Source organism: Streptomyces brasiliensis (assembly GCF_014647875.1).
GTDB classification, from domain to species: domain Bacteria; phylum Actinomycetota; class Actinomycetes; order Streptomycetales; family Streptomycetaceae; genus Streptomyces; species Streptomyces brasiliensis.
In genome coordinates, this window is sequence record NZ_BMQA01000030.1 from 1 (window position 1) to 22,403 (window position 22,403).

General features: G+C 69.0%; 21 protein-coding genes and 1 rRNA gene. 10 read left to right on the forward strand and 12 right to left on the reverse strand.

What is annotated here, in order from left to right; genetic code table 11:
* The first annotated feature begins 106 nt into the window (after positions 1 to 106).
* Positions 107 to 223 (forward strand): 5S ribosomal RNA (rrf, locus tag IEZ19_RS32130).
* A 90-nt stretch (positions 224 to 313) separates the two neighbouring features.
* Here rrf and IEZ19_RS32135 read toward each other — a convergent pair.
* Entirely contained in the window at positions 314 to 862 is a 549-nt protein-coding gene (locus IEZ19_RS32135; protein WP_189314828.1) for a cysteine hydrolase family protein, read from the reverse strand.
* A gap of 122 nt (positions 863 to 984) precedes the next feature.
* On the opposite strand from IEZ19_RS32135, the gene IEZ19_RS32140 reads away from it, so the two are divergent.
* A complete protein-coding gene (locus IEZ19_RS32140; protein ID WP_189314829.1) occupies positions 985 to 1,554 on the forward strand; it encodes a GNAT family N-acetyltransferase in 570 nt (189 codons plus the stop codon).
* A gap of 17 nt (positions 1,555 to 1,571) precedes the next feature.
* On the opposite strand, the gene IEZ19_RS32145 is transcribed toward IEZ19_RS32140, so the two are convergent.
* The 8 genes from IEZ19_RS32145 to IEZ19_RS32180 form a co-directional block, all read right to left on the reverse strand.
* Positions 1,572 to 3,029: a type IV secretory system conjugative DNA transfer family protein gene (locus IEZ19_RS32145; protein WP_189314830.1), complete on the reverse strand. Its 1,458-nt coding sequence runs from the start codon at positions 3,027 to 3,029 to the stop codon at positions 1,572 to 1,574.
* A gap of 1 nt (position 3,030) precedes the next feature.
* The gene (locus IEZ19_RS32150; RefSeq protein ID WP_189314831.1) at positions 3,031 to 4,458 is read right to left on the reverse strand and encodes an ATP-binding protein; all 1,428 of its coding nucleotides are present in this window, start codon (positions 4,456 to 4,458) and stop codon (positions 3,031 to 3,033) included.
* 14 nt (positions 4,459 to 4,472) lie between these two features.
* A complete protein-coding gene (locus IEZ19_RS32155; RefSeq protein ID WP_189314832.1) occupies positions 4,473 to 6,032 on the reverse strand; it encodes an SCO6880 family protein in 1,560 nt (519 codons plus the stop codon).
* On the reverse strand, positions 6,029 to 7,366 hold the full coding sequence (locus IEZ19_RS32160) for a hypothetical protein (protein ID WP_189314833.1): 1,338 nt from the start codon (positions 7,364 to 7,366) through the stop codon (positions 6,029 to 6,031). The genes IEZ19_RS32155 and IEZ19_RS32160 overlap by 4 nt, the downstream gene beginning before the upstream one ends.
* Positions 7,356 to 8,177, reverse strand: coding sequence for a DUF8175 domain-containg protein (locus tag IEZ19_RS32165; RefSeq protein WP_189314834.1), 822 nt, complete (start codon positions 8,175 to 8,177; stop codon positions 7,356 to 7,358). Before IEZ19_RS32165 ends, IEZ19_RS32160 begins: the two co-directional genes overlap by 11 nt.
* A 180-nt stretch (positions 8,178 to 8,357) precedes the next feature.
* Positions 8,358 to 8,666, reverse strand: coding sequence for a DUF8827 family protein (locus IEZ19_RS32170; protein ID WP_014673544.1), 309 nt, complete (start codon positions 8,664 to 8,666; stop codon positions 8,358 to 8,360).
* Between the two features lie 163 nt (positions 8,667 to 8,829).
* A complete protein-coding gene (locus IEZ19_RS51295; RefSeq protein ID WP_229841114.1) occupies positions 8,830 to 9,525 on the reverse strand; it encodes a hypothetical protein in 696 nt (231 codons plus the stop codon).
* Between the two features lie 125 nt (positions 9,526 to 9,650).
* Positions 9,651 to 10,382: a TetR/AcrR family transcriptional regulator gene (locus tag IEZ19_RS32180; protein ID WP_189314835.1), complete on the reverse strand. Its 732-nt coding sequence runs from the start codon at positions 10,380 to 10,382 to the stop codon at positions 9,651 to 9,653.
* A gap of 123 nt (positions 10,383 to 10,505) precedes the next feature.
* On the opposite strand from IEZ19_RS32180, the gene IEZ19_RS32185 reads away from it, so the two are divergent.
* From IEZ19_RS32185 to IEZ19_RS32200, 4 genes are all read left to right on the forward strand, one after another.
* Positions 10,506 to 11,189 carry an SDR family oxidoreductase gene (locus tag IEZ19_RS32185; protein WP_229841116.1) on the forward strand — a complete coding sequence of 228 codons (684 nt, stop codon included), beginning with the start codon at positions 10,506 to 10,508 and terminating at the stop codon, positions 11,187 to 11,189.
* A 93-nt stretch (positions 11,190 to 11,282) separates the two neighbouring features.
* Complete coding sequence (locus IEZ19_RS32190; RefSeq protein WP_189314836.1) at positions 11,283 to 12,092, forward strand: trypsin-like serine peptidase; 810 nt, start codon at positions 11,283 to 11,285, stop codon at positions 12,090 to 12,092.
* A gap of 92 nt (positions 12,093 to 12,184) precedes the next feature.
* Complete coding sequence (locus IEZ19_RS32195) at positions 12,185 to 13,204, forward strand: C40 family peptidase (protein WP_189314916.1); 1,020 nt, start codon at positions 12,185 to 12,187, stop codon at positions 13,202 to 13,204.
* Positions 13,205 to 13,437: 233 nt separating this feature from the next.
* A complete protein-coding gene (locus tag IEZ19_RS32200) occupies positions 13,438 to 14,154 on the forward strand; it encodes a phosphatase PAP2 family protein (protein ID WP_189314837.1) in 717 nt (238 codons plus the stop codon).
* 111 nt (positions 14,155 to 14,265) lie between these two features.
* Here IEZ19_RS32200 and IEZ19_RS32205 read toward each other — a convergent pair whose 3' ends face one another.
* Complete coding sequence (locus IEZ19_RS32205; RefSeq protein ID WP_189314838.1) at positions 14,266 to 15,858, reverse strand: FAD-binding oxidoreductase; 1,593 nt, start codon at positions 15,856 to 15,858, stop codon at positions 14,266 to 14,268.
* Positions 15,859 to 16,212: 354 nt separating this feature from the next.
* On the opposite strand from IEZ19_RS32205, the gene pstS reads away from it, so the two are divergent.
* The 4 genes from pstS to pstB all read left to right on the forward strand — a co-directional run bounded on the left by pstS (position 16,213) and on the right by pstB (position 20,392).
* On the forward strand, positions 16,213 to 17,346 hold the full coding sequence (pstS, locus tag IEZ19_RS32210) for a phosphate ABC transporter substrate-binding protein PstS (protein WP_189314917.1): 1,134 nt from the start codon (positions 16,213 to 16,215) through the stop codon (positions 17,344 to 17,346).
* A 131-nt stretch (positions 17,347 to 17,477) separates the two neighbouring features.
* On the forward strand, positions 17,478 to 18,485 hold the full coding sequence (gene pstC, locus IEZ19_RS32215) for a phosphate ABC transporter permease subunit PstC (protein ID WP_189314839.1): 1,008 nt from the start codon (positions 17,478 to 17,480) through the stop codon (positions 18,483 to 18,485).
* The gene (pstA, locus tag IEZ19_RS32220; RefSeq protein ID WP_189314840.1) at positions 18,482 to 19,546 is read left to right on the forward strand and encodes a phosphate ABC transporter permease PstA; all 1,065 of its coding nucleotides are present in this window, start codon (positions 18,482 to 18,484) and stop codon (positions 19,544 to 19,546) included. Before pstC ends, pstA begins: the two co-directional genes overlap by 4 nt.
* 69 nt (positions 19,547 to 19,615) lie before the next feature.
* Complete coding sequence (pstB, locus tag IEZ19_RS32225; protein ID WP_073901271.1) at positions 19,616 to 20,392, forward strand: phosphate ABC transporter ATP-binding protein PstB; 777 nt, start codon at positions 19,616 to 19,618, stop codon at positions 20,390 to 20,392.
* A gap of 258 nt (positions 20,393 to 20,650) precedes the next feature.
* On the opposite strand, the gene IEZ19_RS32230 is transcribed toward pstB, so the two are convergent.
* Together IEZ19_RS32230 and IEZ19_RS32235 are read right to left on the reverse strand one after the other, a co-directional pair.
* Entirely contained in the window at positions 20,651 to 21,649 is a 999-nt protein-coding gene (locus IEZ19_RS32230; RefSeq protein WP_189314841.1) for an inorganic phosphate transporter, read from the reverse strand.
* 7 nt (positions 21,650 to 21,656) lie between these two features.
* Positions 21,657 to 22,277, reverse strand: coding sequence for a DUF47 domain-containing protein (locus tag IEZ19_RS32235; RefSeq protein ID WP_189314842.1), 621 nt, complete (start codon positions 22,275 to 22,277; stop codon positions 21,657 to 21,659).
* Between the last annotated feature and the right edge of the window lie 126 nt (positions 22,278 to 22,403).

Genomic DNA, 22,403 nt, shown 5'->3' on the forward strand with positions numbered 1-22,403 from the left:
AGGGCTTGTCCATAGAGGCTCGCGTCCACTGTGTTGGTTCTGAAACCACGAACGGCCCCGTCCCGGGAGGTTGGGGGTGGTGCGGCGGTTCACAGTTTCATAGTGTTTCGGTGGTCATAGCGTGAGGGAAACGCCCGGTTACATTCCGAACCCGGAAGCTAAGCCTCACAGCGCCGATGGTACTGCAGGGGGGACCCTGTGGGAGAGTAGGACACCGCCGAACAAATTTTGAGAAAGAGCCCCAACTCCGGGTGAGAACCCGGAGTTGGGGCTCTTTCGCGTTTGTGCCCCGAAGAGGCGAGAAAGAGGCGGGCTAGAAGGTCACTTCGGTCGTCTCCACCGTGCCGCCCTGGCGTCCCGGTGCGCTCTGCCACTTCCAGTAGAGGTTGGTGTGGGCGATGACCTGCGCCGGGGCGGGTGCGCCGTACTGGGTGAGGTCCTCCGTCGTGTGGGCGTCGGCGACCAGCGTCGCGTCGTACCCGCGCACCAGGGCGCCGTGCAGGGTCGAGCGGATGCAGGCGTCGGTCTGGGCGCCTGTGACGACGAGCCGGCCCACTCCCTGCCGGGACAGCACGGACTCCAGATCGGTCTCCTCGAAGGAGTCCCCGTAGCGCTTGTGGACCAGGGGCTCGGTGTCGAGGCGCTTCAGCTCCGGGACGTACTCCCAAGGCGTGGTGCCGTGTTCGAGGTCGTCGTCGGAGTGCTGCACCCAGACCACCGGCACGTCCTCCGCGCGGGCCTTGTCGACCAGGGTGTTGATGTTCGCGATGACCGCGTCTCGGTTGTGGGCGTCCTCCACCACGCCGTTCTGGACGTCGACGATGATCAGCGCGGTGTTCGGGCGGTCGGGCAGAGTCGTCATGGAACCCCCTGTTTCGCGTGCAGTTGGCTTGGGTGCTGTGCCGCCCACCGTAGGCGGTGGCACTGACAACGGGACCGTATTTGAGATGAGCGCCGTGGTGGGCAGGCATTAGCGTGGTTCGTATGAGCGCCTCGATCAGTGATGTCGATGACTACGTGATCCGTGCGATACGGGCCGACGAGTGGCCGGCCGTGAAGCGGCTGCGGCTTGACGCGTTGCGGGACCCGGTCGCGCATCTCGCCTTCCTGGAGTCCTACGAGGAGGCCGCGGCCAAGCCCGACTCCTTCTGGCAGGACCGGGCGGGCGGGGCCGCCGAGGGCGCGCTGGGCGTGCGGCAGGTCATCGCCGAGGCGTCGGACGGGGACTGGGCCGGGACCGTGACCGTACTCATCGAGGAAGCCGGGACGACGGACTGGGCCGGGCTGCCTGTCGGGCGGAAGCAGGGGCACGTCGTCGGTGTGTTCGTACGACCCGAGCACCGCGGGAACGGGCTGATCAAGGCGCTGTTCGACGCCGGTCTGGAGTGGGCGTGGGGGCGTGGTGCCGAGCGGGTACGGCTGCTCGTGCATGAGGACAACGGGCGGGCCCAGGCGGCGTACCGTAAGGCCGGCTTCGTGCCGAGTGGGGTCACCGTGGCGTTTGTGCACGACGCCGGGCAGCGGGAGCTGGAGTTCGTCCTCGAGCGTGCGTGAGTGGGCGGCGCCTGCCGTCAGACCGGGAGTTCCTGGTGCGGCCAGCGGGCGCGGGCCTGTTCGCGGGAGCGGAGCAGGGCCAGTGTCGGCAGGCCCTGGACGGCTCCGGTCTCCAGGAGGTCCGGGAGTTGGGGTAGCGGGGCCACGGCGGCGATGTCGTCGAGGACCAGGGTCAGTGGTGGGTCGAGCCGACCGGAGGATGACCGTTCGGCCATGTGCCGGCCGCGCTCGACCACGCTTGAGACGAGGGCCGTCAGGAGGGGCATGGCACCGGGGTTGGTCCTGGGGTCCTCGATGGATTCACCGACCACATAAAGCGTGCCCCCTTCGTTGACGAAGGAATCCAAGGCGAGTGCATCACTTCGGTTCGGAGTGCATGCCTCGCGGATGTTGACCGTGAAGAGGGCGGCCAGTGCGCGTGCGGTCAACTCGTGGGCCATGTCCCGGCGTTCGGTGTGTGCGGTGAGGGCGGCCTCGAGTTCGCCCGCGGCGCCGGGGGCTGCCTTGGGGTTCGTGCGGAGGGTCCGTACGGCGTCCTGGATCTGGTTGCCCTGGGTCCAGCGGTGGACGTGGCGGATGGTGCGGGCGTCTATGGCGGCGGCGTGGAGGTAGCTGCGCAGGAGCGTTTCGGCGGTGTCGCTGAGCGCTTGGTCCAGTCGGGCGGTGGGGCGGACCGGGGCGAGGAGCGCTGCGGCTCTGGCCTTTGCTGTTTGTCTGTCCTCGCAGCCGGTGGTGGGGGACCAGTGGAGGCGGGCCGGGGTGTCGCAGAGGTGGGTGGGGTCGTAGAGGAGGGTGGGGCCCAGTTTGGCTCTCGCGTCCTTGGTTTCCTGCCAGATGGCGGGGTTCGAGGTGACGATCAGGATGGGGCCGGCCGCGTCTCTGATTGCCTGGGTCGCTGTTTCGTGGCGGGTCGCGGGTGGTGCGTAGCGCACCGCGCCTTCGGCACGGTTTGCTTCCCATCCGCTCACCGGTTCGCTGTCGGCGGGGAGGTCGGCCTCTTGGGTCGGCTCCGGCTCCGGTTCGCCTCCGGGTACCGGTACTTCGTGGTGGCGTTCAGGTGCCGGCTGCTCCGGAGTGGTCGCCGCTTCCTTCCCCTTCTCCGTCCTCCGCTTCACCCTCCCCGCCCGCCACCTCGCCACCGTGCCCATCACGAACACGGTCAGGACCACCAGCACCATCAGCTGGCCGATGAACAGACCCCAGAACAGGCCGTAGCCCGACAGTTGGCCGGGCGGGGTCGACGTCCAGGCACCCGCGATGTCGTGCGGTTCCGCGATGAGGCTGCGCATCGCCAGGGGTGTGCGGGTGAAGGTGACGCTGGACGGCCAGGTGCCGTGGGTGAACCAGGCCGCCAGGCCCGTGGCCGTCCAGACCAGCAGGGTCATGCCGAGGAGAAAGGCGAGCAGGCCGATCAGCAGGCCGTCGGGGATGCCGCCCTGGCCTTCGCGGCGAGCGTCCCGCTCTTCGGGTCTCATCTCATGCCACCGTCGACTCCGACGACCCGTCCAGGTCGCCGATGTGCTGTTCCATGAAGGCCGCCGCTCGCTGCTCCGCCTCCAACTCCGCGGCGCGCAGCGCGTCGTCGTCGGACGACAGGTCGGCGGACGACTCGGTCATCGCGCGGTCGGTGAAGACCAGGGGGCGTTCGGTCTCCGTGACCAGGTGCTTGACCACCTGGACGTTGCCGTTCACGTCCCAGACGGCGATGCCGGGGGTGAGCGTGGGGATGATCTCCACCGCCCAGCGGGGCAGGCCCAGGACGCGGCCCGTCGCCCTCGCCTCGTCCGCCTTCTGGGCGTAGATCGTCCTGGTCGACGCCATCTTCAGGATCGCCGCGGCCTCCTTCGCCGCCGCGCCGTCCACCACGTCGGACAGGTGGTGGACCACTGCCACGAAGGAGAGGCCGAGGCGTCGCCCGAACTTCAGCAGGCGCTGGAACAGCTGCGCCACGAACGGGCTGTTGATGATGTGCCAGGCCTCCTCGACCAGGAAGATGCGCTTCTTGCGGTCGGGGCGGATCCAGGTGTGCTCCAGCCACACACCGACGATCGCCATCAGGATCGGCATCGCGATGGAGTTGCGGTCGATGTGGGAGAGGTCGAAGACGATCAGCGGGGCGTCGAGGTCGATGCCGACCGTCGTGGGGCCGTCGAACATGCCCCTGAGGTCACCGTCGACCAGGCGGTCGATGACGAGTGCGACGTCCAGACCCCAGGCGCGTACGTCGTCCAGGGCGACGTTCATCGCCTCGGCCGACTCCGGCTCGGGGTGCCGTAGCTGATCGACGATGTCGGACAGGACGGGCTGGCGCTCCACGATCGTCTCGTTGACGTACGCGTGCGCCACCTTCAGCGCGAAGCCCGAGCGTTCGTCGAGGCCGTGGCCCATCGCGACCTCGATGATGGTGCGCAGCAGGGCCAGCTGGCCGGTCGTCGTGATCGACGGGTCCAGGGGGTTGAGCCGGATGCCGTGGTCCAGGGCGGCCGTCGGGTCCAGGCGGATGGGAGTTATCCCCAGCTCCTCGGCGATCAGGTTCCATTCGCCGACCCCGTCCTCGCCCTGCGCGTCGAGGACGACGACCTGGCGGTCGCGGAAGCGCAACTGCCGTAGGACATAGGTCTTTTCCAGCGCCGACTTGCCGTTGCCCGACTCGCCGAGGACCAGCCAGTGCGGTGCCGGGAGCTGCTGGCCGTACAGCTGGAAGGGGTCGTAGATGTAGCCCTTGCCGGAGTACACCTCGCGGCCGATGATCACGCCGGAGTCGCCGAGGCCGGGGGCCGCGGTGGGAAGGTAGACCGCCTGGGCCTGGCCGGTGGAGGTGCGTACCGGCAGGCGGGTCGTTTCGACCTTTCCGAAGAGGAAGGACGTGAAGGTGTCGGTGAGGATGGTCAGCGGATCCCGCATCAGCTCATCAGCCCCTACCTGCGAATGCCGGTGGCGAACGGAAGTGTGTTCACGAAGGCCCGGTGGTGCTCGCGGTCGCACCACTCCAGTTTCAGGTACGACTTCCCGGCCGACGCCCTTATCGTCCGCTTGTCGCGGGCCAGGGCCTCCGGGGAGCGGGAGGAGACGGTGATGTAGCCGACGAGGTTGACGCCGGCGGCGCCGCTGGCGAGGTCCTCGCCGCGCTGGTCGAGACGGTTGTGGGCGGCGACGTCGCGTGGGTCGACCGTGCGGTTCATCTTGGCGGCGCGGGACGCCTCGGCCTCGTCGTTGGTCTTCTCGGTCAGCATGCGTTCGATGGCGACCTCGGTCGGCTCGAGGTCCATCGTGACGGCGACCGTGCGGATGACGTCCGGGGTGTGGACGAGGAGCGGGGCCAGGAAGTTGACGCCCACCGGGGTCAACGGCCACTCCTTGACCCAGGCCGTGGAGTGGCACCAGGGGGCGCGGGTCGAGGACTCCCGGGTCTTCGCCTGGAGGTACGTCGGCTCCATGGCGTCCAGTTCCGCGGGCCAGGCGTTGCGCTGCGTCATCGCCTGGATGTGGTCGATCGGGTGGTCCGGGTCGTACATGGAGTGGATGAGGGAGGCCAGCCGTCCCTGACCGAGCGGCTGGCGCACCCGGATGTCCGCCTCCTGGAGCCGGGAACAGATGTCGGTCAGCTCACGGGCCATGACGACGGCGAGACCTGCGTCCCGGTCCAGCTTGCGGCCGGACTGGGGGCGGGCCGCGCGGGCCATCGCCTGGGCCTCGGCGGCGAGTTCACGGGTGTAGTGCATGCAGGCGACGAGGTAGGCGCGGTGCTGCTCGCTGCTCGTCGACACCATGGACTGGAGCTGGTCGTACGACTGCGCCAGCCAATCGGGCGCCTTCTCGTCGCCGCGTACGGCGACGTCCTTGGCGTGGGCGTCCGGGTCGGCGGGCAGCGTGCGGGCCAGCATCTGCAGGCGGGTGACGAAGCCGTCGCCGTTGGCCACGTGCTTGAGGAGGGTGCCGAAGCGGTCGACGAGGGCCTCCTGGTCCTCGGAGTCGCGCAGTCCGACGCCGGGGCCCTCGATCTCGATCGCGGCGGTGACCGTCTTGCGGTCGGCGTGGAGGAGTACGGCGATCTCGTCCGGGCCGAAGGGCGCGGCGAGCCAGGTGATGCGCCCGATGCCGGGCGGTGGGCCGATCTCGACCTCACGGCCGTCGAGGCGGGTGCCGGCCTCCATGACGGTGGACCTGTACACGGTGCCCTGCCGCAGCGTCCGCTTGAAACTGCGGTTGATCTCGAACCACTTGTAGAACGTACGACGCTTGTACGGCACGTAGACCGCCGCCAGTGCCAGCAGCGGGAAGCCCATCAGCAGCACGATGCGCAGGGAGAGGACGGGAACCAGGAGCCCGCACATCATGCCGAGGAACGCGCCGGCGATGATCAGCGCGATCTCGCCGGACTCACGGTTCCGGCCGACGATCGCGTTCGGCCGGGCGCGGCCGATGAGATACGTACGGCGGGGCGAGACCGGATGGGACAGATGGGACTCGGTCGTCAACGCCCTTCACCTCCCGAGCGGTTGCTACTGCTACTGCTGCTGGTGCGACTGTTGCCGGCGTGCGGGGTGTTGACCGGGCTGGGCGAGCGCGGTGCGGGTGCGGCGGAGGGGACAGATCCGCCGCCACCGTTCGAGGCGCGCGCGCTGTGCGCGGCGACTCCGCCGGTGGCCGGGTTGGCCGGGCGGGGCGTGCTGGAGGAGGGCTGGCCGCCGCCTCCGTTGTTGTCGGCGCGGGCACTGTGGGTCTTGATGCCCTGCGCGACCAGGGTGGCCGGGGAACTGATGACGGCGGCGGCCTTGCTCTCGGCGCCCTGCATGATGCGGTTGTTGCGGCCGTTCGCGATCTCGTCGCCGAAGCCGGGGACGAAGCGGTAGATCATCGCGCTGGCGAAGATGGCGAGCAGGATGATGGCGAGGCCGGAGACCACGGCGGAGAAGGAGTCGGGGCCGTTGTCGCTGGTCAGCGCGCCGGCCAGGCCGAGCACGATGACGATCACCGGTTTGACGAGGATGACCGCGATCATGATGCCGGCCCAGCGGCGGACGTGGCCCCACAGGTTCTTGTCGACCAGGCCCGCGTAGACGACGGTGCCGAGGAGGGCGCCGACGTAGAGCAGGGCGGCGCGGATGACCAGCTCCAGCCAGAGGATGCCGGCGGCGAGGATGGAGACGAGTGAGACGACGATCAGCATGATGGGGCCGCCGCCGATGTCCTCGCCCTTGCCGAGCGCGCCGGAGAAGGTGCCGAAGAAGGTGTCCGTCTGGTCGCCCGTGGTCTTCGCGAGTACGTCCGTCACGCCGTCCGTGGCCGAGACGACCGTGTAGAGGATCAGCGGGGTGAAGGCGGAGGCGAGGACGGTGAGCCAGAGGAAGCCGACGGCTTCCGACAGGGCGGTGGTGAGGGGAACGCCGCGGACGGCTCGCTTGGCCACGGCAAGCAGCCACAGCAGGAGCGTCAGGATCGTCGAGGCGGCGAAGACGACGGCGTACTGCTGCAGGAACTTGGAGTTGGTGAAGTCGACGTTCGCGGTCTCCTGCACGGCCTCACTGACCTTGTCGACGGTCCAGGAGGCAGCGTCGGCACAGCCCTTGGCCAGGGAGGAGAGGGGGTCGAGGGTGGAGGTGAGGGGGTCGGTGGTGGAGCCGCCGGTTCCCTTGTGACTGCCGTCTTTTTCGCAGTACCGCTTGGCGGGGCCCACGATGAGGTCGCACTTGTCGGACGACGGCGAGGGCGAAGGGGCGGCGACTGCTCGGGTGGCCAGCAGCACAGCAGCGGTCTGTACGGCGGTGACGGCGGTGGCGACCTTGAATACGCGGCGCGGGCTACCGGGCATAAGTGAAGCCTCCGTACTCCTCGACGGCCTTGGCCATCTCGTCGGCGCTGGATGCCTTGTTGTCACCGGGGACGGGCGTCGGGCCGTCCTTCTGGGAGAAGCTGTCGACCTTCCAGTCGTTGTCGGTCCAACGCAACTGCAGGGTCATGGTGAACCAGTCGCTCGTCACAGGGTTGGCCGAGTTCGCTCCTGCCGTGCCGTAGAGGCCGGTGCACCAGACCTCGAGGGTCGCGGCGGTGTCCGAATAGCTCGTGGCCTTGGTGCCGATCGGAACGGTGCGCGAGACGTACGTCTGGCCCTTGGTCGGATTGCCATTCGGGTCCAGGCCGATATTGCTCAGGAACTCCTTGGAGTAGGCCGCGTTGAGCCTGTCCTCCAGAGTGGCCTGCTGGTCGGTGACGAAGACCTGTTTGACGATCGCCGTGCGGTTGGCCGGTTTCAGAATGTCGGCCGAAACCAACGCCACCGAATAGTTCGCCGCCGCGCTCTGCGCCCCCGCCTCGCTGTGTGCGAACCCCGTAGGAATCCCTCCGGACTTCGGCTGCACCGGTTTCTCTCCCGTGGCGGCCGTCGCCGAAGTCGCCGGCTTGTCGCTGGTCGAGCCCCCGGCAGGGGAATCGTCCCCCCGGTTCGCAAAGGCGATCGCTGCGATCAGGAGGACCACCACCCCGACCACCGTCACCAGGCTGCGTGAGGACGAGCGGCCGCCGCGGCGTGCGCCGCCGTAGGGGTCGCTCTCGGGCAGCCGGGTGCGGGTCTGTCCCGTGTCGGCGTAACCGCCGGAGGAACCGTGCTCGTCTCCGAGACTCATGCCGCGTACGCCCCCTCGACGTCGTCCGGGAACAACGGTAGCCGTGCTGGTTCCCGCGCGGGCGCGGTGTGGTGACTCGACATCAGGGAAACGCAACCTCAGCCGGTGGGCACGACGGGCGGGTGGGGTAGGGGGTGGGGGACCGGGCGTGCCCGGGGATGCGAGGGTTCGGGTCGGGCGTCAGACCGCCATGCCGTACACGATCGTGAACAGCGTGCCGAGTGAGCCGATGATGAAGACCCCCGTCAGACCGGCGATGATGAGGCCCTTGCCCTGTTCGGCGCTGAAGGTGTCCCGGAGGGCCGTCGCGCCGATGCGCTGTTTGGCCGCACCCCAGACCGCGATGCCGAGGCAGAGCAGGATGGCCACGGCCATCACCACCTCGATCATCACCTTGGCCTCGTTGCCCAGGCTGCCGAAGGGACCCCAGTCGGGAGCGATCCCGCCGATGATGGTGTTGATGTCTCCCTTGTCGGCCGCAAAGAGCATGTAAGTCACCGCCCCTGGTGGGTAGTTCCGCAAGGCCCCTGCGGTGTGCAGAGGTCACGTCTCATTCTCGCCGACAATCCTGCCGACGTATGTCGACTTGACGTCATTGATTGGCGGGTTTCGTACGCGCGCGGCGTACGGTCACTCTGTGTATCACGGCAGGTCACGCCGGGCAACGAGGCCTGAGCGGAACCTGTCGTGTGGTTCCGTCGTTGACCTCTCTTGCGGCCTGGCAAGGTTTCTGAGGGCCGGTCGGGTGAGACGTCGAGACGATGTTCTCATGGTTTCCATGCCGAAAACGGGCCCCGGAGGTTGCCGGGGCCCGTCGTCGTGGGCGGAGTTGGGTCAGCCGGTGAAGGCCGGGGCGCCCTTCGGAATGCCCCAACCGGTCTGACCCGCGGTGATGCCGCCAGTGGCGAAGGAGCTGCAGGTCGGGTCGCCAAGTCGCCCTGGACTCGGTCGATTTGGTGGGGGGCTTGACCTCGGACCTGCCGAGCGGGGTCGGGCGCCTACTGGTCACTGGCGCGTGGATGGCCGTGTGCAGGCCGGGACTTGACCCGACGCACGGGTTCCCGACCGGGGCGCTTCGCGTCAGCGCGGCTTCAGGCCGTGCAGGACGTGGTGGACGTGCTCGTCCAGGGAGGCGAGGGCGTCCTCGGCGGGCAGTGCCGTTGGCGGCGAACGACGCCGGCCCGTGCAGACCGGCGGCCGCGAAGAGGGCGATCCGCTCGGGGGCGCCCGCGACGATCTCGCCCCGCTCCTGCGCCTCGGCGATCAGCCGCTCGTAGGCACCCAGGGACCCGTCGACGGCGGCCAGCAGCTGTTCGGAGACGTCCGGGTCGTGCTTGCGGGCGAACATCAGCTCGAGGAGTTCGGGGTTGTCGATGGCGAAGCGCAGATAGGTCCCGGCCAGCGCGGTGAACCGCTGCTCGAACGACGGGGGTTCGGTTCGCGGTGGGGGCCGGGGCGTTGGGGCGGGAGTGATCAGGTGGGGTCGGCCTGTGTGTCCGTCTCCGCGAGAGTGAGCGCGGCCGTCACGCGTTCCGGTTCCTCGCAGGCCAGGAGGTCCAGGAGCAGACCGCGGACCAGGGCCAGTGTGCGCGTCGCGCGGGCCTCGGCCACGGCGTGGGGCGTGCCGGGCGGCTGGGCGCCGACGAGCAGGGCCAGCCAGTCGTGGGCTGCCTCCGCGGCGAACCCGGACCAGGGGCCGGGATCGTGACTGAGCGACAGCAGGAAGGCCTCGTACGTCAGGCGCACCATGGGGCGTTGCTCGGGCGCGGAGAGGAAGGCCCAGAGGCGAGCGGAGAGCGCGTCGAAACCGACGGGGACGGCAGGGCCGTGGCCGAGGCCGGCGGTGTCGGTGCCGGGCTCGTCGAGGGCGGCGGGACCCTTGGAGGCGGCGGGGCCCGCGGGGGTGAGCGGGCTGTCGGAGCCGTCTGGTGCGCCGGGGCTGTCGGTGCCGGGCTCGTCGAGGGCCCTTGCCATCTGGGTCAGCTGTTCGTGTCGGGCGCGGGCCAGGAGTTCGCGCAGGAGACCGTCCTTGCTGCCGAAGAGGTAGAGCAGCACCCGGGGGCTGGTGCCGGTCGCGGCGGCCAGTGGGCGCAGGGAGAGGCCGAGGAGGCCGTGCTCGAGGAGATAGGCGTAGCAGGCGTCGAGCAGTTCCGTACGGCGCGGTGAGGCCGGCGGCTGCGACGGCGGTGACGGTGTCGTACCCACTGCGCTACGGTAACTGAAACGAGTGTTTCAGTGGAGGTGGTGTGCGATGGGCGGCCACACGTACTTCTCGCTCGACGGACGTACGGCCCTGGTGACCGGCTCGGTGCGGGGCTCGGTCTGGAGATGGCGCGCGGGCTGGCCCAGGCGGGTGCGCGCGTGATCCTCAACGGGCGGAATCCGGTCACCCTGGAGGCCACGGCCGAGCGGCTGCGCGACGAGGGGCTCGACGCGACGGGGGCCGCGTTCGACATCACGGACCGCGCGACCGCGCACGAGGCGGTGACCGGCCTCGGCGACATCGACGTCCTGGTCAACAACGCGGGCCGGCGGGACCGCAGGGGCGTCCAGGAGATGACGCCGGACGAGCTGGCCGCGATGGTCGACGCCCATCTGTCCTCGGCGTACGCCCTGAGCCGGACCGTTGCCCGGAGCCTGGCCGAGCGGGGCATGCCGGGCCGCATCATCAACGTCTCCTCGGTCGTCGGCCGGCTCGGTCGCGCCGGGGACGTCGGGTACGCCACGGCGAAGGCGGGCCTGGACGGCCTGACGAGGGCCCTCGCGGCGGACCTCGGACCGAGCGGTACGACGGTCAACTCGGTGGCGCCGGGTACGTTCGCGACGGAGGTCAACGCCGAGCTGGCGACGGACCCGGAGTGGGAGCGCCGGCTGCGCGCCCGTACGGCGCTCGGGCGCTGGGGCCGGCCGGCCGAGATCGCCGGTGCCGTGGTGTTCCTGGCGAGCGACGCGGCGTCCTTCATCACGGGGCAGACGATCGCGGTCGACGGCGGGATGACGACGACGTTCTGAGCCCGTCCAGGAGCAGGTCTCCGTGCTGTTCACAGGCAAATCTCAGCGAAGTCGGAGACCATCTCTCACCTTCTTGGGACAGAGTGGGGCCTGATGAAGCGCACCTCACGCACCTCACGCAGCCCAGGACGCACTGCACGCGCCTCGGGCACCTCCGGCACGTCGCCCGCAGCGTTCTTCGCCGCCATGGTGCTGCTGGCCGCGACGTCGTCCTCGGTGGCGGCCGCGGACGACGGGCCGGGGCCCTTCGGGGTCACCGCGTCGGCGGTCGCGTCGGCGCGGAGCCTGCGGGTCGGGGCGCTGTTCGACGCCGACCGGCGCCAGAGCCTGGCCGGGGGCCACTTCTGCACCGCCTCCGTCGTCCACAGCCGCCGGCGGGACCTCGTCGTCACCGCCGCGCACTGCGTCGACGGCGACGGCTCCGACCTCCTGTTCGTGCCGGGATACCGGGACGGACAGGCGCCGCGGGGCGTCTGGAAGGTGGGGAAGCGGTTCCTGCCGGACGGGTGGGCCGAGGGACGGGACGAGGACAGCGACGTCGCGTTCGCCGCCGTGGACGAGCTGGACGGCAGAAACATCGAGGACGTCGTCGGCGGCAACCGCGTCGCGACGGGCACGGCGACCGGTGCCACGGCCGTGACCGTCACCGGCTACCCCGACTCCCTCGACGCCCCCATCAACTGCACCAACAAGCCGTCGGCCCGCAGCAGCACCCAGCAGCGGATCGACTGCCCCGGCTTCACGAGCGGCACGAGCGGCAGCCCCTGGGTGAACGGCGACGGTGAGGTGGTCGGCGTACTGGGCGGCCATGAGCAGGGCGGTTCCACGGCGGACACGTCGTACAGCGTCGTACTGGGACCGGGGACGGCCGAGCTGTACGCGGACACGGCGAACGGGGCCTGAGGTGTGGGGTGTTGTGACACCCCACCCATTTCCGCCTCCACCCCCGTGATTTGGCGCCACTCTCCCCCGAAATGGCCTTGAACAGGGTCGGAATGGGGGAGGGTTGGGGTGTGCGGAAAGTGTGGGTCGTCGGTGGGGCCGCTGTCGGGCTCGGGATCAGCTTCGTGATGCTGCTCGTCGTCGGGGTGTACGTCGTCGCCGGGAACCTCCTCAACGGAGTCGGCGGCGGGACCGTGGGGCTGGCCAAGGGTGCCGTGCCCGGTGCCTACAAGGCGCTCGTGCAGCGGTGGGGGAATCTGTGTCCCGCCCTCAACCCCGCGCTGCTCGCCGCCCAGTTGTACCAGGAGAGCGGCTGGGACCCGGATGTCGTCAGTCCGGCCGACGCCCGTGGCATCGCGCAGTTCATTCCCAGTACGTGGGCCACGCACGGCATCGACGGCAACGCCGACGGCAAGCGCGACATCTGGGATCCCAACGACGCGATCCCGTCGGCCGCTTCGTACGACTGCGAACTCTCCAAGTACGTCGAGGACGTGCCCGGCGACACGAGCGACAACATGCTCGCCGCCTACAACGCGGGCGCGTACCGCGTCATAAGGGCCGGTGGGATTCCGGCCATCCGCGAGACCCAGAACTACGTCAAGACGATCCGCACCCTGGAGAAGAGCTTCGCCGCGCCCGTCTCCCGCGTCGACCCCAGCAGGCAGGCCGCGAGTGCCATCGCCTACGCGCAGAGCAAGCTCGGCACGCCCTATCTGTGGGGCGGCACCGGCACCGCCGAGCAGGGCGGACGGTTCGACTGCTCGGGGCTGACCCAGGCGGCGTACCAGAAGGTCGGGGTCACGCTTCCGCGCGTAGCCAACGATCAGTACAACGCCGGACCGCACCCGTCCCGGGAGGAACTGCTTCCCGGCGATCTGGTGTTCTTCTCGGACGACCTCACCGACTCCCGCGCGATCCGGCATGTGGGTATTTATGTCGGCGGTGGTTACATGATCGACGCTCCGAGAACGAATGCTGTGATCCGGTTCGACCCGATTGACACCCCCGATTATTTCGGCGCCACGCGGGTCACCGAAGATGGCGCGAAAGCGCTCCCCACTTCGGTGTGAACCGACTGTGAACCCACCCCCTGAGCTGCGGCGATGAGTCTCTCTTCGATAACGTCTGAGTGATCATTCGGTGGAGTGTGGAACCTATCGAAGAAGGTCGTGCGTTCCTGTTGGCGTAGCCGAGCCGACGTGACCTGCGGCAGTGCGACGGAAGCGGATCTACAACCACGGGGGTGGACGGCAGCGACGCACGCGAGGTGCGTCCGGGAAACCGACGAAGGGGCCACAGCACCATGGCTGTACTCGCCGAATCCGGATCGAACCCCGACGTCGACCTGCTCTACGACATCAACGGACTCGCCAAGGACGCTCCGCACTGGTTCGACCGGGGCGTGGAGTTCATGGGTGAGTACGGGCTGCTGATCGTCATGGTGCTGCTCGTGGTGTGGTGCTGGTGGTCGCTGCGGCGGCGGGGCGGCGCCGGTGGCGGTGACGACGCCGCGTCCTCGATGGCCGCGCTCGTGTGGGCGCCGCTCGCCGCCGGTGTCGCCGTGCTGGTGAACGTGCCGATAAGGGGCTTCGTGGAGCGGCCCCGGCCCTTCGTGGATCACCGCGGGATCGATGTCCTCGTCTCCGGCAAGACCGACTTCTCGTTCGTGAGCGACCACGCGACGATCACCATGGCCCTCGGGGTGGGGCTGTTCGTCGCCCATCGCAGGTTCGGACTCGCCGGGATCGGGCTGGCGCTGCTCGAGGGGTTCTGCCGGGTGTACATGGGCGTGCACTATCCGACGGACGTCGTCGGTGGGTTCGCGCTGGGTACGGCCGTCGTGCTGCTGCTGTCTCCGTTGGCTGTGGCGCTTCTCACCCCGGTGATGAAGGCGATGGAGGGGGCGCGGGGGGTCGGCAGGCTGATCCGGTCCCGGCCGGTTGCGGACGGACAGGATGAGGCGCTGGTCCCGGGGGCGCGGACTCCGGCGGTGTCGGAGGAGCGGGATCTGGCCGCGTAGGTCGGCCGGCCGGTGCCGGGCGGGGGTGGGTTTCGCTCGCCCGCGCCGGCGGGGTACGGCGGTCGGGCGGGCAGTCGTCCCTGCGGCACCCGCCCGCAGCTGCGTACAGTCCTACAGCCCCTGCGGGTACGTGAAGAACCGGCTCGGGTCGTACTGCTTCTTCACCTGGGTCAGGCGTGTCGTCGCGTCGCCGTAGTACGCCTGGCGCCAGTTCTGCAGGGTCGGGTCCGTGTAGTTCTGGTAGGCCGCGCCGGAGGCGTACGGCTTCAGGGCGGTGTGTGCCGTCGTCAGCCAGGACTGGGCCGTCGAGCCGGACGTGCCGGGCTGCCATGACGCGATGTACTGGGCCAGCATGCGGGAGCTGCGGTGGACGAAGGCCGTCGCAGTGGGGGAGACGCGGTTGATCGCGCCGCCGAGGGCCGTGAGCACGATGCTGCCCGCGCCGCCCCGCACGGACTGCGTCTGCTGCAGCAGCGTCTGGATGCCGGCGGCCGACAGGGAGCGGTCGAAGAAGTCCGAGCGTGCCGCGTACGTCTCCCGGCCCAGTGCGCCCTGCGGGGAGCGGCCCGGGGTGGAGCCGGGCAGGTGGCACTGGGCGTCCGTCGAGAAGGACGAGCAGCCCGCGTAGATCTCCATCGCCTCCTCGTAGCCCCGGCGGCGCAGGGACACGCTCGACGCCGGCGCGCCCACCCGGTCGGCCAGGCGGTCCACGGCGTTCTGGAGTTCGCCGTACGTACCCAGCGAGAACGCGGCGACCGAGACCCGGGGCGTGCCGCCGGGCGAGTTCTCCAGGTGGAGGGAGGACCAGATCTCGTCGGGCTGGTCCGGGCCCCACTCCTGCCAGGCCTTGACCACAGCGGCCGCCCGGGACCAGGGCCAGGTCAGATAGCCGGTCACGGCTTGGGGCGCCGGGTGGGTCCTGAACTGCAGCTCGGTGACGACGCCGAAGTTGCCGTTGCCGGCGCCGCGCAGGGCCCAGAAGAGGTCCTTGTTGGTGGTGGCGTTGGCGGTGAGCTGCCTGCCGTCGGCCGTGATCAGCGTCGCCTGCGTGAGGCTGTCGCAGGTCAGGCCGTAGGCGCGGGAGACGACTCCGTGGCCGCCGCCGAGGACCAGGCCGGAGACGCCGACGGTGGGGCAGGAGCCCGCCGGGATCGTCACGCCCTTCGCGGCCAGCCCGCGGTAGACGTCGATCAGCTTCGATCCGGCGCCGACGACGGCCTGGCCGCCACCGACGCGGATCCGGTTCAGCCTGGACACGTCGACTATCAGGCGGCCGTCGCCCGACGACCAGCCCGCGTAGGAGTGGCCGCCGTTGCGTATCGCCACCCGGACCCCGTGGGACCTGGCGTACGCCAGCGTCGTACGGATGTCGTCCGGGTGGGAGACGTAGACGACCGCCGTCGGCTTCAGACCGTCGAAGCGGGTGTTGTAGAGCAGTTGGGCCGTCTTCCAGGCCGTGTCCCCGGGGCGGACCAGGGTGCCGTCCAGGTCGCGGGCGAGGGCCGGCCAGTCGGCGGCGGCTGCTGCGCTGGTGGTCTTCACCGGCGTAGGCGAGGATGTGGAAGTAACAGACGTACCGGAAGCAGACGCGCCGGTGCCGCCACCCGCGGAACCGGCGCTCCGGCTTGTCCCCCCACTGCATCCCGCCACCGCGGCCGTCGCCAACGCGGCCGCGCCGCCAGAGATGAACGTACGCCGTTCCATGCCCGTGCCTTTCCTCGGCTTCCGTGGAACGAGACGGAGTACCGGCTCGAAGAGTTCCCCGGGGGTCGCATACGTGTGCGCGCATGCTCTTCGCACACGTCAACGGGTCCGTGGGCCGCCGGCGCGCCCCCCCTTCACCGGGACCTGCATGTGCTCTCCCCGTAAGCATTCCGTGACCTAACCGGGCCGATGGCAGGGGTTCACCCTCCGTTCACTTATGGCCATCGGCGGCTTCACCTGTTCTGCCTAATTTCGGGCTTACCCGGTGCGGAGCGCGGCTTGAACGAGCGCACACGCACGATGACGACTTCGCACGCCGCCGCAGGTGGCGGCTCCTGGAAGGAACTCCCGAAAGTGAAGCTTCAGCGCAAGAACCGGCTGCGCGCCCTTTCCCTCGGTGCTGTCGCCGTCTCCGGCGCCCTGGCCCTGACGGCGTGCGGCTCGGACGACACCGGCAGCAAGGGGAGCGACTCCACCACCTCGTCCGCCTCCGCGAGCACCAGCTCCATCAAGTGTGACGACGCCAAGGGTCAGCTGCTCTCGGACGGCTCCTCCGCGCAGAAGAACGCGATCGACGCGTGGGTCAGGGACTTCTCGCAGGCCTGTGGCGTGCAGATCAACTACAAGGCGGGCGGCTCTGGCGCCGGTGTCACCGCCTTCACGCAGGGTCAGATCCCGTGGGCGGGCTCCGACTCGGCGCTGAAGGACGAAGAGGTCGCGGCCTCCAAGAGGGTCTGCTCCGGTGGTCAGGGCATCGACCTGCCGATGGTCGGCGGCCCGATCGCGGTCGGTTACAACGTCCCGGGTGTCGACAACCTGGTCCTGGACGCCCCGACCCTCGCCAAGATCTTCGACAGCAAGATCACGAAGTGGAACGACTCGGCGATCGCCAAGCTGAACCCGGGCGTCAAGCTGCCCGACCTCAAGATCCAGGCGTTCCACCGCTCGGACGAGTCCGGCACCACGGACAACTTCACCAAGTACCTGATCGCCACCACCCCGGACACCTGGAAGTACTCCGGCGGCAAGGCCTGGCAGGCCAAGGGCGGCCAGTCCGCTCCGCAGTCCGCGGGTGTGGCCCAGCAGGTGAAGCAGACCTCCGGCGCCATCGGCTACTTCGAGCTGTCCTACGTCTCGGACGGCATCAAGGCCGTCTCCATCGACACCGGTGCCAGCAAGCCGGTCGCGCCCAGCACCGACAGCGCCACCGCTGACATCGCCGCCGCGCAGGTCGTCGGCAAGGGCCAGGACCTCGCGCTGCAGCTCGACTACAAGACCAAGGCCGAGGGCGCGTACCCGATCACCCTGGTCACGTACGAGATCGTCTGTGACAAGGGCAACAAGGCCGACACCCTGCCGGCCACGAAGGCCTTCCTCCGCTACATGGCGAGCGAGGACGGCCAGAAGGTCCTGTCGGGCATCGGCTACGCCCCGATCCCCGACGCGATCATCACCAAGGTCCGCAGCACCATCGAGGGCCTGAGCTGACCTGATCCGAGAGTGCGGGCCGGTTCCCATGAGGAGCCGGTCCGCACCGTCCGGTGCACCGCCGCCAGGGGCCGTACGCGTACGGCCCCATCGAGCCGCCCAGACCGCGGCTCCGCAGACCGGAGAACCCGATGGACATATCAACATATACAACTGACGCACCTCCCCCCACGCCCCGCCCCACCGAGACCGAGCGCAAGCGCGCGGCCCGTGGCGCCACCCGGCCCGGTGACCGAATCTTCCTCGGTCTGTCCCGCGGGTCGGGCATCCTGCTGCTTGTGATCATGGCCGCGATCGCGGTCTTCCTCAGCTACCGCGCGTCCCTCGCGATCGGCAAGGACCACGGGAACTTCCTGACCACCTTCGAGTGGAACACCGGCCTCCAGCCGCCCGTCTTCGGCATCGCGATCCTGGCCTTCGGCACGATCGTCTCCTCGATCATCGCCATGGCCCTCGCGGTCCCGGTCGCGGTCGCCATCGCGCTGTTCATCACGCACTACGCCCCGCGCCGCATGGCCGGCCCCGTCGCGTACGTGATCGACCTGCTCGCCGCCGTACCGTCCATCGTGTACGGCCTGTGGGGCGCCCTGGTCCTCGTACCGCACATGAACGGCCTGTTCGGCTGGCTCAACGACTACCTGGGCTGGACCGGCATCTTCTCCTGGGACGAAGGCGCCCCGCGCTCGATGCTCACCGTCGGCATCCTGCTCGCGATCATGATCCTGCCGATCATCACCAACGTGAGCCGCGAGGTCTTCCGCCAGGTCCCGCAGATGCACGAGGAGGCCGCCCTGGCCCTCGGCGCCACGCGCTGGGAGGTCATCCGCATGGCGGTGATCCCCTTCGGCCGGTCCGGTGTGATCTCCGCCTCGATGCTCGGCCTCGGCCGCGCGCTCGGCGAGACGATCGCGGTCGCCACCGTGCTTTCGCCGGCCTTCGACATCCAGGCCAGCCTGCTCAACCCCGGCGGCGGCACCTTCGCACAGAACATCGCCAGCAAGTTCAGTGAGGCGACGCCGTTCGGCCGGGACGCGCTCATCGCCTCCGGCCTGGTCCTGTTCGTCATCACCCTGCTGGTCAACGGCGCGGCCCGCGTGATCATCGCCCGCCGTGCGGAGTACTCGGGGGCCAACGCATGAGCCACGCAGCCACCATCCACGACAAGCGCCCCAGCACCCTGCGCGGCGCCAGCCTGCCCAAGTGGTCGCCCTGGGCGATCGCCGTCGGCTCGATCGTCGTCGGCATCGGGATCAGCCTGGCCGCCGGCCTGGACAGCAAGATCCAGTGGGGTCTGATCGCCGCGATCCTGTTCGTCCTCGGCACGTACGGGATCGCCGCGCGCGTCGAGGGCCGCCGCCAGGCCAAGGACCGGGTCGCCACCAGCTTCGTCTGGGTCGCCTTCGTGATCGCCGTCGTGCCGCTGGTCTCCCTGATCTGGACGACCATCGCCCGCGGTGTGAAGGTCCTGGACGTCTACTTCCTGACCCACTCGATGGGTGTGGTCGCCGACACCGAGCCCGGCGGCGGTATCTACCACGCCATCATCGGCAGCCTCGAGCAGGTCGGCCTCGCCACTCTGATCGGCGCTCCGATCGGCGTGATGACCGCGATCTACCTGGTCGAGTACGGCCGCGGCAGGCTCGCCAAGGCCGTCACGTTCTTCGTCGACGTGATGACCGGTATCCCGTCGATCGTCGCCGGTCTGTTCATCCTCAGCCTGATGCTGATGTTCGAGATGCAGCCGTTCGGCTTCGCAGGCTCCCTCGCCCTGGCCATCCTGATGATGCCGGTCGTGGTCCGCTCCACGGAGGAGATGCTCAAGCTCGTCCCGAACGAGCTGCGCGAGGCGTCCCTGGCGCTCGGCGTCCCGAAGTGGCGCACCATCCTGAAGGTGGTCCTGCCGACCTCCATCGGCGGTATCACCACCGGCATCATGCTGTCGGTGGCCCGAATCGCGGGTGAGACGGCACCTGTGCTGCTGCTCGTCTTCGGCAACCCCTTCATCAACTCCAACCCGTTCGAGGGTGCGCAGGCGTCGCTGCCGCTGTACATCTACCAGCAGTTCTCGAACAGCGCGGGCTCTGGTGCGGCGTACGACCGTGCGTGGGCTGCCTCGCTCACGCTGATCGCCTTCGTGATGATCCTCAACCTGGTGGCGCGCGGCATCGCCCGCTGGAAAGCCCCGAAGACCGGTCGCTAGAGCATCAATCCGCGGCTACCGCCGCTCGGGGCCCCACAGCGACCCCCAGACTTTGGAAGTGAAGCAGACATGGCCAAGCGAATCGACGTAAGCGGGCTCACCGCCTACTACGGCTCCCACAAGGCGATCGAAGACATTTCGATGACGGTCGAGCCGCGTTCGGTGACGGCGTTCATCGGCCCCTCCGGCTGCGGCAAGTCGACGTTCCTGCGCACGCTGAACCGTATGCACGAGGTCACCCCCGGTGGCCGCGTCGAGGGCAAGGTGCTGCTCGACGACGAGGACCTGTACGGCGCCGGCATCGACCCGGTGTCGGTCCGCCGCGAGGTGGGCATGGTGTTCCAGCGCCCGAACCCCTTCCCCACGATGTCGATCTTCGACAACGTGGCGGCGGGTCTGCGGCTCAACGGCAACTACAAGAAGAGCGAGCTGAGCGACGTCGTCGAGAAGTCGCTCAAGGGCGCGAACCTCTGGAACGAGGTCAAGGACCGTCTGAACAAGCCCGGCTCGGGTCTGTCCGGTGGTCAGCAGCAGCGTCTGTGCATCGCCCGCGCGATCGCGGTGGAGCCGAAGGTCCTTCTGATGGACGAGCCCTGCTCCGCCCTGGACCCGATCTCCACCCTCGCCATCGAGGACCTGATCGGTGAGTTGAAGGAGCGTTTCACGATCGTCATCGTGACGCACAACATGCAGCAGGCGGCGCGCGTCTCCGACCGTACGGCGTTCTTCAACCTCGCCGCCGTCGGCCAGCCCGGCAGGCTCATCGAGATCGACGACACGGAGCGCATCTTCTCCAATCCGTCGGTCCAGGCGACGGAGGACTACATCTCCGGACGCTTCGGCTGATCCGGACCCAGATCCCCTCGCGGTGCTGCATGGCGGTGCCACCGCGAGGATGCAGAAGGGCCCGCCCCCGGCTCCCGGAGGCGGGCCCTTCCTGTACTTTGCCCACACGGGGCAGCCGTGGTGGTCCGCTTCCCGAGCCCCCGAATCGACGACCCGTATCTCGCTCACCGACCCGGACGGCCCGCCCCCGCGCCTGCCGTGCACCGAGTCGGTTCCCTCTCTGCCTACCGAGACGGGTGTGCGGGTGGGCGGAGTCGGTTACAGCACCGTCAGCTTTACGAGTCCGAACGCCGCCGCCGCGACCAGCGCGGCCGCCGGCATCGTGATGAACCAGCCCAGCACGATGTTCTTCGCCACACCCCACCGCACCGCGTTCACCCTCTTCGTCGCGCCCACGCCCATGATCGCCGACGTGATGACATGGGTCGTGGAGATAGGCGCCTTGAACAGGAACGCCGTCGTGAACATGATCGCGGCCCCCGTCGTCTCCGCCGCGAACCCCTGCGGCGGATCCAGCTCGATGATCTTCCGCCCCAGCGTCCGCATGATCCGCCAGCCACCGGCGTACGTCCCCAGCGACAGCATCAACGCGCACACGATCTTGACCCACACCGGGATCGGATCGCCGTACGTCTCGTGCCCGGAGATGACCAGCGCCATCACCACGACACCCATGGTCTTCTGCGCGTCCTGCAGGCCATGCCCGAGCGCCATGCCCGCCGCGGAGACGGTCTGCGCGATTCGGAAGCCGCGCTTGGCCTTGTGCGGATTGGCCCGCCGAAATATCCACATGATCGCGGTCATGACCAGGTAACCGACGACGATACCGACGACCGGCGACAGAAACATCGGTAGGATGATCTTGTCGACCACGCCGTTCCACAGCACGGTCGTTCCACCCGCGAGCGCCGCGCCCACCAGACCGCCGAACAGCGCGTGGGACGAGGAGGACGGCAGGCCGAAGTACCAGGTCACCAGGTTCCAGACGATCGCCCCGAAGAGCGCCGCGAACAGGATGCCCATCCCAAGGCCGCCGTCGGGCGTCTCGATCAGCCCTTCACTGACCGTCTTGGCGACGCCGGACCCGAGGAAGGCGCCGGCGAGGTTCATCACCGCCGCCATGGCGAGAGCCGCGCGCGGGGTCAGCGCCCGCGTCGACACCGACGTCGCGATCGCGTTCGCCGAGTCGTGGAAACCGTTCGTGTACGTGAAGAAGAGCGCGACCGCGATGGTCACGATCAGGGCGAAGGTGTCCATCGAGGGCTCAGGACTCCTTGACGGCGATGGTCTCCACCGTGTTCGCCACGTGCTCGAAGGCGTCCGCCGCCTCCTCCAGGACATCCACGATCTGCTTGAGCTTCAGCACCTCTATCGCGTCGTACTTGCCGTTGAAGAGCTGGGCCAGCAGCTTGCGGTGGATCTGGTCCGCCTGGTTCTCGAGCCGGTTGACCTCGATCCAGTACTCGGTGAGGTTGTCCATGGTCCGCAGACTCGGCATCGCCTCGGCCGTGAGCTCGGCCGCCCGCGCCAGCACCTCGATCTGCTGCTCGACGCCCTTCGGCAGTTCCTCGACGTTGTAGAGGACGACCAGGTCGACGGCCTCCTCCATGAAGTCCATGATGTCGTCGAGGGACGACGCGAGGGAGTAGATGTCCTCGCGGTCGAAGGGCGTGATGAACGAGGAGTTCAGCTGATGGAAGATCGCGTGCGTGGCGTCGTCACCCGCGTGTTCGGCTGCCCGCATACGCTCCGCGATCTCGGCCCGAGCGGAGGCGTCCGCCCCGAGCAGTTCCATCAGGAGTTTCGAGCCCGTGACGATGTTGTCCGCGGATGCGGCGAACATGTCGTAGAAGCTCGTCTCCCTGGGGGTCAGACGAAAGCGCACGTAGGGTCCTCAGTCGGCATTGGATTTTGTCAGAGTGATGCTAAGCGCATCATCCGGCCACGGCTAATGGGCCGTCCAGGCCATCCCCAGTGTCGCCCATGAAGCACAGTGATCAGCACGGGGGCG

Bases quoted from the DNA above. Each gene is read 5' to 3' on its own strand.
- IEZ19_RS32145 (WP_189314830.1), bottom strand. From the start codon at position 3,029: ATGAGACCCGAAGAGCGGGACGCTCGCCGCGAAGGCCAGGGCGGCATC.
- pstA (WP_189314840.1), top strand. From the start codon at position 18,482: ATGAGCCACGCAGCCACCATCCACGACAAGCGCCCCAGCACCCTGCGC.
- pstB (WP_073901271.1), top strand. From the start codon at position 19,616: ATGGCCAAGCGAATCGACGTAAGCGGGCTCACCGCCTACTACGGCTCC.
- IEZ19_RS32190 (WP_189314836.1), top strand. From the start codon at position 11,283: ATGAAGCGCACCTCACGCACCTCACGCAGCCCAGGACGCACTGCACGC.
- IEZ19_RS32200 (WP_189314837.1), top strand. From the start codon at position 13,438: ATGGCTGTACTCGCCGAATCCGGATCGAACCCCGACGTCGACCTGCTC.
- IEZ19_RS32140 (WP_189314829.1), top strand. From the start codon at position 985: ATGAGCGCCTCGATCAGTGATGTCGATGACTACGTGATCCGTGCGATA.
- IEZ19_RS32170 (WP_014673544.1), bottom strand. From the start codon at position 8,666: ATGCTCTTTGCGGCCGACAAGGGAGACATCAACACCATCATCGGCGGG.
- IEZ19_RS32135 (WP_189314828.1), bottom strand. From the start codon at position 862: ATGACGACTCTGCCCGACCGCCCGAACACCGCGCTGATCATCGTCGAC.
- IEZ19_RS32165 (WP_189314834.1), bottom strand. From the start codon at position 8,177: ATGAGTCTCGGAGACGAGCACGGTTCCTCCGGCGGTTACGCCGACACG.
- IEZ19_RS32230 (WP_189314841.1), bottom strand. From the start codon at position 21,649: ATGGACACCTTCGCCCTGATCGTGACCATCGCGGTCGCGCTCTTCTTC.
- IEZ19_RS32205 (WP_189314838.1), bottom strand. From the start codon at position 15,858: ATGGAACGGCGTACGTTCATCTCTGGCGGCGCGGCCGCGTTGGCGACG.
- IEZ19_RS32160 (WP_189314833.1), bottom strand. From the start codon at position 7,366: ATGCCCGGTAGCCCGCGCCGCGTATTCAAGGTCGCCACCGCCGTCACC.
- IEZ19_RS51295 (WP_229841114.1), bottom strand. From the start codon at position 9,525: ATGTTCGCCCGCAAGCACGACCCGGACGTCTCCGAACAGCTGCTGGCC.
- IEZ19_RS32185 (WP_229841116.1), top strand. From the start codon at position 10,506: ATGGCGCGCGGGCTGGCCCAGGCGGGTGCGCGCGTGATCCTCAACGGG.
- IEZ19_RS32195 (WP_189314916.1), top strand. From the start codon at position 12,185: ATGGGGGAGGGTTGGGGTGTGCGGAAAGTGTGGGTCGTCGGTGGGGCC.
- pstC (WP_189314839.1), top strand. From the start codon at position 17,478: ATGGACATATCAACATATACAACTGACGCACCTCCCCCCACGCCCCGC.
- IEZ19_RS32150 (WP_189314831.1), bottom strand. From the start codon at position 4,458: ATGCGGGATCCGCTGACCATCCTCACCGACACCTTCACGTCCTTCCTC.